Here is a 14,881-nt window from a genome sequence, read left to right as displayed (position 1 = left end):
CCATGCCGATCACGGACGACATCAAGAAGACCCTGACCGACCCGACCCCGCTCTACGCCCTCGCCGGCGCCGGGGACCTCGCCTACGAGAAGCTCCGCGAAGTGCCGGGCAAGGTGGAGGCACTCGCGGCGGACCCCAGGGGCGCGCAGGAGAAGGCCACCGCCAGGCTGGCCGAGGCCCAGGCCCGGCTGGTCGAGGCCCAGGCCAAGGTCACCGGCTCGGTCACCACCCTGCCCTCCGACCTCAAGGTGCTGCAGGAGAAGGCCCAGACGTTCGCGCTCCAGCAGGTGGGCCGCGCCGTCGAGTTGGCGGTGAAGGCCAAGGAGACCTACGACGAGCTGGCCGAGCGCGGCAAGGTCGTGGTCGACCGCGGCCGGACCGACGCCGACGGTGACGCGACCGTCGAGGCCGGGACGGCGGCCGTCGAGCCGATCGACGTCGAGCCGATCGAGGCCGAGCTCGTCGAGGAGGACGTGCCCGCCCCCAGGAAGAGCGGCCGCGCCCGTAAGTCCGCGGAGTAGGGCGGAGCGGGAGCAGTGGCGGGCCGGGTCGGGGCGCGCCCCGGTGATGCGGGGACGTTGACCCCCTGGCGGGTGGCTCACCGTGCCAGGATGGGCGGCAGGGGTGCCGCAGTCGAGATGCAGAGGAGGCCGTGATGGCCGGAGTGGGCCAGATCCTGGTCTTGGACTACCTGAATCCGTTCTGGTGGCTGGCCGTCGCCATCCTGGGCTACAAGCTGTACGCGTTGATCGACGCGGCGACCCGTCCGGAGGACTCCTACCGGGCGGCGGACAAGAAGACCAAGGGGTTCTGGCTGGCCGTCCTCGGCATCGCGTTCGGGCTGGACCTGCTCTTCGGGGCGGACTTCCTGACCAGCTTCCTCACCCTGGCGGGCCTGGTCGCGGCGATCGTCTACGTGGTGGACGTCCGCCCGGCGATCCGGGCGCTGACCGACCGTGGCGACCGGGGCGACCGGCGCAACATGGGGCCCTACGGGCCCTGGTAGCCGCCCGGCACGGAGTGTCCGAGCCCCGGCCCCCGCGGGTCCACCCGCGGGGGCCGGGGCTCGTCGTCGTCCGGGTGTCCGTGCACGGCGGGCGCGCGCCTCAGCCCAGGATCAGCTGCACCGGGTTGCGTTCCAGCAGCAGCACCGCGACGTCGTCCGTCAACGCGCCGCCGTTCAGCTCCTCGACCTCGGCGATCGCGCTGTCGACCAGCCGGCCCCTGGTCAGCCCGGCGGACTGGTGGTCGCCGACCAGGTCGGCCAGTCCGTCCTGGCCGAGGCGGCGGGATCCGGCGCCGACGCGGCCCTCGATCAGTCCGTCCGTGTAGAGCATCAGCCGCCAGCCGGAGGGGAGCTCGAACCGGTGCGACGGCCAGACGGCCTGGCCGTCGTGGCAGGGGAGCAGACCGAGGGCGGGGCCGGCGTGGTCGGACGGCAGGGTGAGCGGCGTGTGGTCCGCGCCGAGCAGCAGCGGCGCGGGGTGGCCGGCGAGGTAGAGCCTGGCGCCCTCGGCGGCGCCGGGGGTCCCGGGGTCGCCGGGTTCGATGACCAGCATGCAGAGCGTCGCGAAGATCTCGTCGCTGCGGCGCTCGTGCTCCAGCACGTGCTGGAGCGTGCTGAGCAGGGCCTCGCCGGTGAGCCCGGCGAAGACCAGGGTGCGCCACGCTATCCGGAGCGCCACCCCGAGGGCGGCCTCGTCGGGCCCGTGGCCGCAGACGTCGCCGATCACCACGTGGACGGCGCCGTCGTCGGTGCGCACCGCGTCGTAGAAGTCGCCGCCGAGCAGGGCTCGGCGGCGGCCGGGGCGGTAGCGCCGGGTGAAGGAGAGGTTGGCGCCGTCCAGCAGCGGGGTGGGCAGCAGGTGGCGCTGGAGGCGGGCGTTCTCCTGGCCGCGCAGTTCGGCCTCGACCAGGCGGCGCTGGGACTCGTCGGCGCGCTTGCGCTCGACCGCGTACCGCAGGGCCCGGGCCAGCAGCGGGCCGTTCGTCTCGTTCTTGATCAGGAAGTCCTGGGCGCCGGCGGCCACGGCCGCCGCGCCCAGCTCCGCGCCGGCGGCGTCGGTGAGCACCACGACGGCGGTGTGCGGGGCCCGGCGGAGCAGTTCGTGCAGGCCCTCCAGACCGTCGGACGGGTCCGAGGGGTGGGGCAGGTCGGCGGGGGCGTCGAGGTCGAGCAGGACGCAGCTGAAGTCGTTGCCGCGCGGTCGGCTGCGCCGGCTGCCGGACGGGGCGGGGGCGAGCAGTTCGGCGGCCTGGTCGAGGCCACGGGCCCAGTGGATCTCGATGGGGGCACCGCTGTCGGCGACCGCTGCCCTGAGCAGTTCGGCGTCGGAGGCGTCGTCCTCGATGACCAGCAGCTTGAGCGGGGCGGCGGCCGGTGCGACGGGGGAGCGGACCGGCGAGGGGGGCTTCCCGGGGGCCGTTCCGGCGGTGCGTCGGGCACCCCTGCCGCCGTCGGGCGCGGTCGGGACCCGGGTGGCCGCTCCGGTGGGGATCCGGGTGGTGGCTCCGGCGGGGGAGGATCCGGCCCGTGCGGTGGAGGCGCCGCCGTCGGACCGGGGGTGAGGTATCGGCGCGGTCGCCGTGAGCGGGCCGGCCGACTGCTCGGCGTGGGCGGACCGGTCGCGGGCACACCTCGCGTGGGCGCTGTCCAGGGCGCCCGGCAGGTCCGCGGCACCAGGTGCCCGCCCGTCTCCCGTTGCGGGCATCGGCTGATCCTCCTTTTCCCCGAATGCGTAACGGCCGGCGTCCGTCCGCAGTGCCCGCTTGGCACCCCGCGGCGGGGAACTTCTCGCGACCATAACGTGATCTCCGGGGATTTCTCTGGCCGACCGGCGCCGTTGTGGCTATCGCCACGCCGGTGGCGGTGTGTTGGATGGGAGCGGGTACATCGGCGGAGGCCCGTACCGGCGGTGTGGGGACGGGCCGGAGAAAGGGGACGGCATGGTGACGCGCATCACCCTGGTCGAGGGTGACATCACGGAACAGCAGGTGGACGCGGTGGTGAACGCCGCCAACTCCTCTCTGCTGGGCGGCGGTGGCGTGGACGGCGCGATCCACCGCAAGGGCGGACCGCAGATCCTGGAGGAGTGCCGCAGGCTGCGGGCCTCGCAGTACGGCCGGGGGCTGCGCACCGGGCAGGCGGTGGCGACGACGGCCGGTGACCTGCCGGCCCGCTGGGTGATCCACACCGTGGGGCCGGTCTATCTCGTGGAGGAGTACGGGGAGCGGGCGGAGCTGCTGGCCTCCTGCTACCGCGAGTCGCTCCGGGTGGCGGTGGAGCTCGGCGCGCGCACGGTGGCCTTCCCGGCCGTGTCGGCCGGGGTGTACGGGTGGCCGCCGGCGGACGCGGCCAGGATCGCGCTCGGCACCGTCGCGGAGGTGACGGCGGACCCGGGGTTCGGCGGCGGACTGGAGGAGGCGCGGTTCGTGCTGTTCGGGAGGGAGACGTACGAGGTGTTCGAGGGCGTCGGACGGGAGCTGGGGTCGACGGGGAGGGAGTGAGGTCCCGCCCGGGTGCCCCCATGGTGGCGTGACGGGACGTCAACACGCCAGAGATATTCGATAACTCGTTCGAGTGAATCCGCCGACTCGCTCACCGCCGCCCGGCCCCGACGGGCCCTCTCCGGTGAACCGCCCCGGCGAACTCCCTCCGCCGGGCCCGCTCCGCCGCGCCCCTCCGCCGGGCCCGCCCGGGCGGACTCCCGGGGCGACTCCCCGGAAGGCGGCCCCGGTGGGCGCGCTACGGCGCCAGCGCCGCCCAGGGCAGCGTGACCTCGCCCTGCCGCCACCGCCCGCGCGCGTCCACCAGCGGCCAGCCGCCCGCCAGCGCGGTGCAGGCGGCCGCCCACCGCTGCCGCGCGCCGAACGCCCCGTACGGCGCGGCGGCCGCCCAGGCGCGGTCGAAGTCCCGGAGGAAGGCGTGCACCGGGCGGCCCGGCACGTTGTGGTGGATCAGCGCCTTCGGCAGCCGTTCGGCCAGGTCGGACGGCTGGCCGAGGCCGCCCAGCCGGGCCGCGAAGGTCACCGTGCGGGGCCCCTCCGGGCCGAGTGCCACCCAGACGTGCCGGCGGCCGATCTCGTCGCACGTCCCCTCCACCAGCAGCCCGTCCGGCGTCAGCCGGGCGCACAACCGCTCCCAGACCCCGGCCACCGCCGACTCGTCGTACTGGCGCAGCACGTTGGCGGCCCGGATCAGCAGGGCCGGTTCGCCGCCGTCCAGCGGCACCTCGAAACCGCCGCGGCGGAACGTCAGCAGCGGCGGCTCCGCGTACGGAAGGGCGGCGGCCACCCGGTCCGGTTCGATCTCGATCCCGATCACCCGGACGTCCGGCCGGACGGCGCGCAGCCGTCCGGACAGTTCGACCGCCGTCCAGGGCGCCGCCCCGTACCCGAGGTCCACGGTCACCGGCGGGCGGCCGGCGGAGCGCAGCGCGGGCCCGAGGGCGTGGGCGATCCAGCGGTCCATCCGCCGCAGCCGGTTGGTGTTGGTGGTGCCGCGCGTCACGGTGCCCACCGGCCGCCCCGCCCGTGCGCGGGCGGGCGCGGTGACGGAGTCGAAGGAGGAGGCGGCCATGCCCCACAGCGTACGTGGCCCGTCCGGGCGGGCCCGGGGGCTCGGGCCCGGGGCCGCGGCCGGGCCGCCCGGCGCACCCCGGGCCGCCCGCCCCCGCGGGCCGCTCCGGTGCGCCCGTCGTCCTGTCGGCCATCTCGTGCAGCGAGACGGGAATGCCGGTCGGTGACCACGTGGTTGGCACACTGGTGGTGATGTGTGTCCGGACGGGGCCGGCACGCAGCCGCGCCGCAGCAGGTGTCGCGGCGGTGCGGCGTGCGCGGAAGCACACACGCCGGACAGCAGGCAAGCAGGCAAGCAGGCTGCAGAGACGGGCAGCACAGAGGAGGCTTCAGCCAGGTGATCCAGCACCCCGTCCGTTCGGTTCGCCGTGCCCAGCCGGCCCCGCCCGCGCGCGGCCGGCTCCAGTCGCTCGTCCAGGGCCGGCAGCGTCGGCCGCGCCGGATAGCCATGCTCAGCGTCCACACGTCGCCGCTGCACCAGCCCGGCACCGGTGACGCGGGCGGCATGAACGTCTACATCGTGGAGCTGGCCAAGCGTCTCGCCGAGCTCAACATCGAGGTCGAGGTCTTCACCCGGTCGATCTGCTCGGACGACGCGCCGACCGTCGAGCTGGCCCCCGGGGTGCTGGTCCGGCACGTCACGGCCGGTCCGTACGAGGGGCTGGTGAAGGAGGACCTGCCGGCCCAGCTCTGCGCCTTCACCCACGGCGTGCTCCGCACCGAGGCCGGACACCGCCCCGGTCACTACGACCTCGTGCACTCGCACTACTGGCTCTCCGGGCAGGTCGGCTGGCTCGCCGCCCAGCGCTGGGGCGTGCCGCTGGTGCACACCATGCACACCATGGCCAAGGTGAAGAACGCCGCGCTGGCCGAGGGGGACACCCCCGAGCCGGCGGCCCGGGTGATCGGCGAGACCCAGGTGGTGGAGGCGGCCGACCGGCTGATCGCCAACACCACGGAGGAGGCCGCCGAGCTGGCCCGGTTCTACGCGGCCCGGCCGGACCAGCTGGCCGTGGTCCACCCCGGCGTCAACCTGGACGTCTTCCGCCCGGGCCGGGCGGCCGGTCCGAACGCGGTGGGTGCCCCCGGCCCGTCGGACGCGCTGGACGGCGTGGTCGCCCGGCGGGCGGCCCGGGCCCGGCTCGGTCTGCCGGCGGACGCCGCCGTGCTGCTCTTCGCCGGCCGGATCCAACCGCTGAAGGCGCCCGACGTGCTGCTGCGCGCCGTGGCGGCGCTGCTGGAGCGGCGGCCGGAGCTGCGCGAGCGGCTGGTGGTGCCGGTGGTCGGCGGCCCGTCCGGAACCGGGCTGGCCAAGCCGGAGAGCCTGCACAAGCTCGCCGCCCAGCTGGGCATCTGCGACGTGGTGCGTTTCCACCCGCCGGTGGGACAGGAACTGCTCGCCGAGTGGTACCGGGCGGCGACCGCGCTGGTGATGCCCTCGTACAGCGAGTCGTTCGGGCTGGTCGCGCTGGAGGCGCAGGCCTGTGGCACGCCGGTGGTGGCGGCCTCGGTGGGCGGTCTGCCGGTCGCGGTGCGGGACGGCGTGACGGGCACCCTGGTCCACGGCCACGACCCGCGGGCCTGGTCGCACGCGCTGGAGCCGTACGTCACCGACCCGGGCCTGGTGGCCCGGCAGGGGGACGCGGCGGCCCGGCACGCGGCCGGGTTCGGCTGGGACAGCGCCGCCGCGACCACCGCCGAGGTGTACGCCGGCAGCCTGGCCCGCCCGGCCGGGCGGCTCACGGGCTCCCGGCTGCGGCTGGCCTGAAGGCGTCGGCGACCGGCCGGTCCGCGGGCACCGGCTACCGGCTACCGCGGGAGGCGCCGGCTGCGGAGGCCCACGCGCCCCGGGCTGCCCGGGCGGGCTGCCCACCCCGGCCGCCCGCGTCCGGTCGCGGCGCGGCGGGGAACTCCGGCCGGCGTGCTGCTGCGCCCGGCCGTACCGCCGAGTAACGTCACCCTCATGGCAATCCGCACCAAGGACGAGGCCCTGACCCTCCTGCGCGCCGCCCTGGACGAGGCCGGGGTGGCCTGGGAGCCGGCCCCCACCGATCCCCACACGCTGGTGGCGACCCTTCCGGGCAACCGGAAGCTCAGCACCACCTGCGCCCTGCGGGTCGGCGACCACACCCTCTCGGTGAACGCCTTCGTGGTCCGGCGCCCCGACGAGAACCACGAGGCGGTCTACCGCTGGCTGCTGGAGCGGAACACCCGCCTGTACGGCGTCGCCTACGCGGTCGACGCGCTGGGCGACGTCTACCTGGCCGGCCGGCTGCCGCTGGAGGCGCTGACCCCGGACACGGTGGACCGGCTGCTCGGCACGGTGCTGGAGAACGCCGACGAGCCCTTCAACACGCTGCTGGAGCTGGGCTTCGCGACCGCGATCCGTCGGGAGTGGGAGTGGCGCACCAAGCGGGGGGAGTCCACGCGCAACCTGGCGGCCTTCGCCCACCTCGCCGGTCCGGCCCCCGAGGGCCCGGCTCCTGACGGTCCGGCCGCGGAGCCGGCTCCCGGCGGCGGACCCGCCGCCGGGTAGCGGCCCGGCTCAGCAGCCCGTCGGAGCCTGCTCCGGTGCGGCGTCCGCCTTCCGGAGCGCCCCGGACGCCGCACGCCCGGACGCCACCACCTCGGGCTCGGTGCCGGCCCCGGTCACCGCGGCCGGGGTCGCCGTCACCACCGGAACGGTCACCGCCGGAGCCGCCGCCGCCGCGCCCGTCCGCCGTCCGAGCAGCACGTACCCGGCCGCCGCGACCGTCCCGCAGGCCGCGCAGGCACCCCACAGTGCCCCGCTGCCGGCCCGCTCCAGCAGCACGCCGCCGACCGCCGGCGCGAGGAACGAGGCGAGCGACCAGGAGAGCGAGTAGACGCCCTGGTAGCGCCCGCGGGCCTCGGCCGGCGAGAGCTCGGCGACCAGCCCCATCATGGTCGGCGCGTTCAGGATCTCGCCGATCGTCCAGACCGCCACGGTGAAGGCGTAGAACCACGCCGAGGACCCGGCCAGCGCGGTCAGCCCGAACCCCCAGCCGATGAACAGCGCACTGGCGATCAGCAGGGCGGTCCGGTCGCGGCCCTCCATCCACCGGGTGAGCGGGATCTGGAGCACCACGATGAGCAGCCCGTTGAGGCCGATCACCAGGCCGTACTGGGTGGCGGTGATGCCGGCCCGTCCCATGTCCACGGCGAGCATGGTCGAGCCCTGCTGGGCGACCAGGGCGAGCAGCAGGTTGAGCCCGACCACCGCCATGAAGCGGCCGTCCCGGAACACCGTGCCGAGGCCGATCGCGGGCTTGCCCGCCTGCGCGGCGGGCGTGTCCGGCCGGGTCTCGGGGATCCGGACGAAGATGACCACCGCGCAGATCAGCGTGGAGATCGCGTCCAGCACGAAGAGCGTGAGGTAGCCGTGCGTGGCGATCAGACCGGCCGCCGCCGCCGAGAGGCCGAAGCCGATGTTGATCGCCCAGTAGTTCAGGGCGTAGGCGCGGACCCGGTCCTCGGCGGGCACGATGTCCGCGATGATCGCGGAGGTGGCGGGCCGGGTCGCGTTGTTGCAGAGGCCGACCAGGAAGGCGACCACCGCGATGGCCACCTGGCCGTCGGCGAAGCCGAGCACCGCGGTGAACAGCGCGGTGCCGAGCTGCGCCGCGACGAGCGTCGGCCGCCGGCCTATCCGGTCGGTCAGCACCCCTGCGCCGATCGACGCGATCGCCGAGCCGAGCCCGAAGAGCGAGGCGACCAGGCCCGCGTACGACGCCGAGTAGCCCCGTTCGGTCGTCAGGTAGAGGGCCAGGAAGGTGACGACGAAGGCGCCCAGCTTGTTGATGAGCGTGGACGTCCAGAGCCACCAGAACTGGCGGGGCAGCCCGCTCAGCGCCTCGGTCACGGCTCTTGCGACGCGGGTGGGGACGGACAGGTGTGGCATGTGGGGGCTCCCGGGCAGGCGGCGTCCGCTGAGCAGGACGGGCAGGACCGCTCAGCACATCGGTAAGTGTCACAACTGCAGTGCACACATTACTCATCAGGTGAGGCCGCGACCAGGGGCTTTTCCGGGCTCCACTAAGCTGGAGGCCATGGCTGACACGACGTACCGACTTATCCTGCTCCGTCACGGCGAGAGCCAGTGGAACCAGAAGAACCTGTTCACCGGTTGGGTCGACGTCGACCTCAACGAGAAGGGTGAGAAGGAGGCCGCCCGCGGCGGCGAGCTCCTCTCCGCCGAGGGCTACCTCCCGGACGTGCTGCACACCTCGCTGCTGCGCCGCGCGATCCGCACCTCCCAGATCGCCCTGGACAAGGCCGACCGCCACTGGATCCCGGTCAGCCGCAGCTGGCGCCTGAACGAGCGGCACTACGGCGCCCTCCAGGGCAAGGACAAGGCCCAGACCCTGGCCGAGTTCGGCGAGGAGCAGTTCCAGCTCTGGCGCCGCTCGTACGACACCCCGCCGCCGGTCCTGGCCGACGGCGCCGAGTACTCGCAGGCCGGTGACGCCCGCTACGCCGACATCCCGAGCGAGCTGCGTCCGCGCACCGAGTGCCTCAAGGACGTCGTCGACCGGATGCTCCCGTACTGGTACGACGCCATCGTCCCGGACCTCGCCGCCGGCAAGACCGTCCTGGTCACCGCCCACGGCAACAGCCTGCGCGCGCTGGTCAAGCACCTCGACGGCATCTCCGACGAGGACATCGCCGGCCTCAACATCCCGACCGGCATCCCGCTCGTCTACGAGCTCGACGCCGACTTCAAGCCGACCGTCAAGGGCGGCCGCTACCTCGACGCGGACGCCGCCGCGGCCGCCATCGAGGCGGTCAAGAACCAGGGCAAGAAGTAGGCCCGCAGCGTCTCCGGTGGCCCGTGAAGGGCTGTGAGGGCCCTGTTCCCCGGGATCGGGGGCGGGGCCCTCTGGCGTACGGTCCGCCGGTGGATCGGCGCCAGGGGCTTTCAACTCCCTTGGGGTGCAGGGGTGTTGAGTGCTGCGAAAGTGGTTCAGACCATTGACGGCCCGGGTGGCTGCTCCTACCGTGTGAGCACCGCCCCGGCGCAGGCATGCCAAGGGCTCACCCCGTAGGCCGCCGCACCCCCACGCGCGCGCGTCTGCGTCCGGCGCACTCTCCATCCACCCCCACGGAGGAGCACCATGCGCACACGTCATATCGTCGGAGCCGTGATCGCCGCGCTCGCGGTGCCGGTCGCGGTCGCGCTGCCGGCGCAGTCGCACGGCTACATCACCACCCCGCCCAGCCGCGCCGCGCTCTGCGGGGCCGGCACGGTCAAGAACTGCGGCGCGATCCAGTGGGAGCCGCAGAGCGTCGAGGGGACGAAGGGGTTCCCGAGCAGAGGCCCGGCCGACGGCGCCATCTGTGCCGGCGGCAACAGCCGGTTCGCCGAGCTGGACGACCCGCGCGGCGGCGGCTGGCCGACCACGGCCGTGTCGGCGGGGCAGCAGCGGACCTTCACCTGGAAGTTCACCGCCCGGCACGCGACGACCAACTTCAAGTACTACCTGACCAAGGCCGGCTACGACGCCACGCAGAAGGTCACCCGGGCCAACCTGGAACTGACGCCGTTCCTGACCGTCCCGTACAACGGCGCCCAGGTGCCCGGCACGGTCAGCCACACCGCGACCCTGCCGAGCGGCCGGACCGGCCACCACGTGGTCGTCTCGGTCTGGGAGATCGCGGACACCGGCAACGCCTTCTACTCCTGCACCGACGTCAAGTTCTGACCGTCCGGGGGCGCGGACCGCCCCGGACGGCCGTCAGGTCCCGCCGGCGCCCCGGTGGTGAGGAAGCCGGGGTGCACGGCCGTCTCCCACGGCAGCCGTGCACCCCGGAGCTCCTCGGTGGTCGGTGCGGCTCAGTGACCGCAGCAGCCGCCGTCGACCCCGCCGCACTGGCAGGGGCCGCCGGACTGGCAGCCGCAACCACAGCCCGCGCTGCAGCCGCACCCGGCCGCGAGGACGGGCAACAGCCTCGGTGCGGGTGACTCGATGGTGTCGGGTGCCGGTGCCGGTCGGGTCGGGTTTGCCTTCATCGCGCTGGCCCCTCCTTCTGACGGGCACACTTCTGTGCCTACGGCATCGAGTGAAGCCGCCGACCGGAGGGAGCGTCAACGGGCGCGCAGTGGTGGGGAGTCCACGCATTCGTGCTTCCCCACCACCCCCGCTCCGGGTTTACTCACCCGCAGGGGTGAGGGCTGCCCGGCGCGGGACGCCCGCGACCGGGGTCACTCGGCCCCGGCGGCCGCCTCCGAGGCGGCGACGAACTCGTCCACGTGCTCACCGGTCACCAGGTAGACGACGCGCTTGGCCACCGAGACCGCGTGGTCGGCGAACCGCTCGTAGTAGCGGCCGACCAGGGTGACGTCCACGGCGGTCTCGATCCCGTGGTGCCAGCGCTCGTCGATCAGGTGCGCGAACAGCTCGCGGTGCAGCGCGTCGATCGCGTCGTCGTCCTGCTCCAGCTCCAGCGCCTTGTCGACGTTCTTGGTGGCGATCACCAGGCCGGCCTTGGCCACCAGTCGCTGGGCGAGCTGGCCCATCTCCAGGACCGTCGCGTGCAGGTCGCTCGGGACCGCCGACTCCGGGTAGCGCAGCCGCGCGACCTTGGCGACGTGGCGGGCGAGGTCGCCGCAGCGCTCCAGGTCGGCGCTCATCCGCAGGGAGGTGACGACGATCCGCAGGTCGGTGGCGACGGGCTGCTGGCGGGCGAGCAGGTCGATCGCCCGGTTCTCCAGCTCGTGGTGCAGGTCGTTGACCTTCTCGTCGGCGGCGATCACGCTCTCCGCCAGGGCCAGGTCCGCGTCGAGGAGCGCGGTGGTGGCCCGCCCGAGGGCCGAGCCGACCAGCCGTGCCATCTCGACCAGGCTGTCGCCGATCGAGTCGAGTTCCTCGTGGTACGCGTCGCGCATGATCTCTCCTCAGTAGCTGTGTCGGTGGCGGTGCCGACCGGTCATCCGGTACGACCGCCGTACGGCGCACGGGTGACCGCTGCTGGTGGCGCGAATCGTACGCGCGCACCTCGGGTGGCGGACGGTTGTTCTACTCCGCCACCTTCCCCACACGGGCTGCCCGGCCAACTCTCGGCCGTCCGGGCGACCACGCACGACCCGGACGGTGAACCGGCAGCTACCTGAAGGTGAATTCTCGGCAACGTGCGGCCGATCCCTTGATCCGACCCTGGGGGAGTGGCCGCACCGTGCGCTTAGGCTGGCGGTATGGACGTGAACGTGGCCGCCGCCGCTGCCTGCGCCATAGCCGGGCTCGGCGTCGGCCTCACGGCCTCGATCGCTTTCCGTTGGAGCGAGCGCGAGCAGGCCAGGGGCAGGTACGGCGGCACCAACCGGAATCAGGGGCCCAGCCCCGCGCAGGAACCCCCGCTCCCCCCGGGGGTCGACACCGTCCTCTCCGTGCTGCGGTCCTGCGCGATCGTGCTGGGCGAGGGCGACGAGGTGGTCAAGGCCAGCTCGGCGGCGTACGCCATGGGGCTGGTGCGCGGCGGTGCGGTCGCGGTGGACCAGCTGCTCGCGCTGGCCCGTGCCACCCGCCGGGACGGCGAGATCCGCCAGGCCGAGATGGAGCTGCCCCGCCCGGGCGCCGCCCGCGCCGCCGAGCCGCTCGCGGTCTCGGTCCGGGTCGCCCCGCTGGGCTCCCGGCTGGTCCTGGTACTGGTCGAGGACCAGACCGACCGCCGCCGGGTGGAGGCCGTCCGCCGCGACTTCGTCGCCAACGTCAGCCACGAGCTCAAGACCCCGGTCGGCGCCCTCTCACTGCTCTCCGAGGCGGTCGCGGACGCGTCCGACGACCCCGAGGCGGTGCAGCGCTTCGCCGGCCGGATGCAGATCGAGGCCACCAGGCTGGCCAGCCTGGTCCAGGAGATCATCGACCTGTCCCGGGTCCAGGACGACCGGCTGATGGTCGACCCGGAACCGGTCGCGGTGGACGAGCTGATCGCCGAGGCGATCGACCGCTGCCGCCAGCAGGCCGCCGCCAAGCAGATCCTGATCGCGGCGGGCGGCATCGCGGGCCTCTACCTGCACGGCAACCGCGGCCAGCTCGCCGCCGCGCTCGGCAACCTGGTCGAGAACGCCGTCAACTACAGTCCGCCGCGGACCAGGGTCGCGATCGCCACCCGCCGGATCTCCAGTGCGGCGGCGCTCGGCGAGGCCGACGGCGAACTGATCGAGATCTCGGTGACCGACCAGGGCATCGGCATCTCCGAGAAGGACCGCGAGCGGGTCTTCGAACGGTTCTACCGGGTCGACCCCGCGCGCTCCCGGCAGACCGGTGGCACCGGCCTCGGTCTCTCCATCGTCAAGCACGTGGCCGCCTCGCACGGCGGCACGGTCTCGGTGTGGAGCGTCGAGGGCCAGGGCTCCACTTTCACCCTCCGCCTGCCCGCCGGGCAGGCCCCCGTGGACCAGTTTCCCCACACGGGGAAGCCCGCGGAACCCCTGTCAGAAACAACCCCCCAGCTTGCCCCGGAGGCCTGATCGTGACCCGAGTACTGGTGGTAGAGGACGAGGAGTCGTTCAGCGACGCCCTGTCGTACATGCTTCGCAAGGAGGGCTTCGAGGTGGCCATCGCCGCCACCGGCCCCGACGCGCTGGAGCAGTTCGAACGGAACGGTGCCGACCTCGTCCTGCTCGATCTGATGCTGCCGGGGCTGCCCGGTACCGAGGTCTGCCGCCAGCTCCGGGTGCGCTCGAACGTGCCGGTGATCATGGTCACCGCCAAGGACAGCGAGATCGACAAGGTCGTCGGTCTGGAGATAGGTGCGGACGACTACGTCACCAAGCCCTACTCCACCCGTGAGCTGGTCGCCCGGATCCGCGCGGTGCTGCGGCGCCGCGGCGAGAGCGAGGGCCCGGGCGACGGCGGCGGCCCCGGCGCGCTGGAGGCCGGTCCGGTCCGGATGGACGTCGACCGGCACGTGGTGACGGTGGACGGCGCCAAGGTCGACCTCCCGCTCAAGGAGTTCGACCTGCTGGAGATGCTGCTCCGCAACGCCGGCCGGGTGCTCACCCGGATGCAGCTGATCGACCGGGTCTGGGGCGCGGACTACGTCGGCGACACCAAGACGCTGGACGTCCACGTCAAGCGTCTGCGGGCGAAGATCGAGCCGGACCCGGGCGCGCCGCGCTACCTGGTCACGGTCCGTGGCCTCGGCTACAAGTTCGAGCCGTAAACCGGCCCGGAGGACCCCGGGACGAGGGCGTGCGCGCCGTCGCCCGCAGGGCAAGGGGAACGCCCCTCCGGCACTCGCCGGAGGGGCGTTCCCCTTGCCCTGCCCGGGTACGGCCGGGCGCCGTGCCTCAGTGGTGGGCGGCGGACGGGCTGCCCGAGGCGGGGGCGGTCGGGGTGGCGGCCTTCTTGGGCGGCACGGCCCCGGGGGCGGAGGTCGGGCCGAAGCCCTGGTACAGGCCCTTGTTCGGGCTGACCGAGGCCTCCGTCTCGAGCTTCTCGTGGTTCTTGAACGCGAACGCGGTGTTCACGTAGCCGCCCACGCTCAGGCTGGCCGAGGCCACCTTGGCGGACGGGTTGCCCTGACCGCCGAGCAGCACCGCGCCGCCGGGCGGGACGACGATGGTGCTCAGCGGGGCGCCCTTGTCGTCCGCGAAGGTGGCGGTGGCGCCGCTCCCGACGGTGATGGACTGCAGCTCCAGGGCCTCGGCGCCGGTGTTGCTGATGTTCACCGTCACATTGGCGGGGCCGGTGTGCTCGCCGGAGGACTCGTCCCCCGTGACCACGACGATGTTGTTCAGCCGGATGTCGGCGCCCAGGGTCGCGGCCGCGTTGTCGGGCTTGATCTCCAGGGTCTCCGGCGTGTTGCCGGCGGCGCAGGAGGACAACGAGGCGATGGCGAGGGCGGCGATGGCGGCGATGCTGCCGCGTCGAAGGCTGCGGCTCACGGCGGCGGCTTCTCCCTAGGTCACGTGTCGGTAGGTCAGGTCTCGGTCGGTGGATCCGGTCTCAGATTATCGACCTCGCTTATGCCGTCCTCACGGGGTGGTCCCCGTGTCGCGCCCCGGAAGGTTCAGGGGCGTCCGTACGGCCGCACGTCCACGTGTTCAGGTCAACAACGGACCAAGATCGGATCACGATCGGGAAACGGCCCGATAAACGGTGAAAACTCAAGATCCAATCACGGTTTCGAGAGTGTTGCGGCAGGTTTCGGTGAGCGTCGGAACCGCCTCCGACCTGCGGGAAGCCCGCGTCGAACACCGGTCGCAGCACGTCATGGGGGTGCTTGTCAAGCCCCGAGACCGGCCCTGACCTGCGAAAACGCCCTTCGGGTGCGGTGAAAAGCG

Annotated in this window: 14 protein-coding genes; 9 read left to right on the top strand and 5 right to left on the bottom strand. The window is 73.6% G+C overall.

Annotated features, from left to right (window positions below):
• Positions 1 to 2 precede the first annotated feature (2 nt).
• On the top strand, positions 3 to 521 hold the full coding sequence (locus ACFWIC_RS00425; RefSeq protein ID WP_380360417.1) for a hypothetical protein: 519 nt from the start codon (positions 3 to 5) through the stop codon (positions 519 to 521).
• 134 nt (positions 522 to 655) lie between these two features.
• A complete protein-coding gene (locus tag ACFWIC_RS00420; RefSeq protein ID WP_329951380.1) occupies positions 656 to 1,006 on the top strand; it encodes a DUF2516 family protein in 351 nt (116 codons plus the stop codon).
• A 100-nt stretch (positions 1,007 to 1,106) separates the two neighbouring features.
• Here the strand turns inward: ACFWIC_RS00420 and ACFWIC_RS00415 are convergent, their stop codons facing one another.
• The gene (locus tag ACFWIC_RS00415; RefSeq protein WP_329951381.1) at positions 1,107 to 2,711 is read right to left on the bottom strand and encodes a SpoIIE family protein phosphatase; all 1,605 of its coding nucleotides are present in this window, start codon (positions 2,709 to 2,711) and stop codon (positions 1,107 to 1,109) included.
• Between the two features lie 238 nt (positions 2,712 to 2,949).
• Here ACFWIC_RS00415 and ACFWIC_RS00410 point away from each other — a divergent pair, with 238 nt between their 5' ends.
• The gene (locus ACFWIC_RS00410) at positions 2,950 to 3,507 is read left to right on the top strand and encodes an O-acetyl-ADP-ribose deacetylase (protein WP_329885751.1); all 558 of its coding nucleotides are present in this window, start codon (positions 2,950 to 2,952) and stop codon (positions 3,505 to 3,507) included.
• A 238-nt stretch (positions 3,508 to 3,745) separates the two neighbouring features.
• Here the strand turns inward: ACFWIC_RS00410 and ACFWIC_RS00405 are convergent, their stop codons facing one another.
• On the bottom strand, positions 3,746 to 4,579 hold the full coding sequence (locus tag ACFWIC_RS00405) for a class I SAM-dependent methyltransferase (protein ID WP_380514539.1): 834 nt from the start codon (positions 4,577 to 4,579) through the stop codon (positions 3,746 to 3,748).
• Between the two features lie 336 nt (positions 4,580 to 4,915).
• On the opposite strand from ACFWIC_RS00405, the gene ACFWIC_RS00400 reads away from it, so the two are divergent.
• Both ACFWIC_RS00400 and ACFWIC_RS00395 read left to right on the top strand, forming a co-directional pair.
• Entirely contained in the window at positions 4,916 to 6,346 is a 1,431-nt protein-coding gene (locus ACFWIC_RS00400; protein ID WP_329951383.1) for a glycosyltransferase, read from the top strand.
• 195 nt (positions 6,347 to 6,541) lie between these two features.
• Entirely contained in the window at positions 6,542 to 7,114 is a 573-nt protein-coding gene (locus ACFWIC_RS00395; RefSeq protein ID WP_329885608.1) for a YbjN domain-containing protein, read from the top strand.
• Between the two features lie 9 nt (positions 7,115 to 7,123).
• Here ACFWIC_RS00395 and ACFWIC_RS00390 read toward each other — a convergent pair whose 3' ends face one another.
• Positions 7,124 to 8,497: an MDR family MFS transporter gene (locus ACFWIC_RS00390; RefSeq protein ID WP_380514534.1), complete on the bottom strand. Its 1,374-nt coding sequence runs from the start codon at positions 8,495 to 8,497 to the stop codon at positions 7,124 to 7,126.
• 148 nt (positions 8,498 to 8,645) lie between these two features.
• Between ACFWIC_RS00390 and ACFWIC_RS00385 the strand changes: the two genes are divergently transcribed.
• A complete protein-coding gene (locus ACFWIC_RS00385) occupies positions 8,646 to 9,404 on the top strand; it encodes a phosphoglyceromutase (RefSeq protein ID WP_329885606.1) in 759 nt (252 codons plus the stop codon).
• 306 nt (positions 9,405 to 9,710) lie between these two features.
• Positions 9,711 to 10,298: a lytic polysaccharide monooxygenase gene (locus tag ACFWIC_RS00380; RefSeq protein ID WP_329885605.1), complete on the top strand. Its 588-nt coding sequence runs from the start codon at positions 9,711 to 9,713 to the stop codon at positions 10,296 to 10,298.
• 500 nt (positions 10,299 to 10,798) lie between these two features.
• Here the strand turns inward: ACFWIC_RS00380 and phoU are convergent, their stop codons facing one another.
• The gene (phoU, locus tag ACFWIC_RS00375; RefSeq protein WP_329885604.1) at positions 10,799 to 11,482 is read right to left on the bottom strand and encodes a phosphate signaling complex protein PhoU; all 684 of its coding nucleotides are present in this window, start codon (positions 11,480 to 11,482) and stop codon (positions 10,799 to 10,801) included.
• Positions 11,483 to 11,788: 306 nt separating this feature from the next.
• Between phoU and ACFWIC_RS00370 the strand changes: the two genes are divergently transcribed.
• On the top strand, positions 11,789 to 13,063 hold the full coding sequence (locus ACFWIC_RS00370; protein WP_329885603.1) for an ATP-binding protein: 1,275 nt from the start codon (positions 11,789 to 11,791) through the stop codon (positions 13,061 to 13,063).
• 2 nt (positions 13,064 to 13,065) lie between these two features.
• Complete coding sequence (locus ACFWIC_RS00365; protein WP_327678296.1) at positions 13,066 to 13,758, top strand: response regulator transcription factor; 693 nt, start codon at positions 13,066 to 13,068, stop codon at positions 13,756 to 13,758.
• Positions 13,759 to 13,885: 127 nt separating this feature from the next.
• Here the strand turns inward: ACFWIC_RS00365 and ACFWIC_RS00360 are convergent, their stop codons facing one another.
• Positions 13,886 to 14,482 carry a DUF461 domain-containing protein gene (locus ACFWIC_RS00360; protein WP_329885602.1) on the bottom strand — a complete coding sequence of 199 codons (597 nt, stop codon included), beginning with the start codon at positions 14,480 to 14,482 and terminating at the stop codon, positions 13,886 to 13,888.
• Positions 14,483 to 14,881: the final 399 nt, after the last annotated feature.

This window comes from Kitasatospora sp. NPDC127035 (genome assembly GCF_042726075.1).
Classification (GTDB): domain Bacteria; phylum Actinomycetota; class Actinomycetes; order Streptomycetales; family Streptomycetaceae; genus Kitasatospora.
This window is presented reverse-complemented; position numbering and strand designations above follow the sequence as displayed.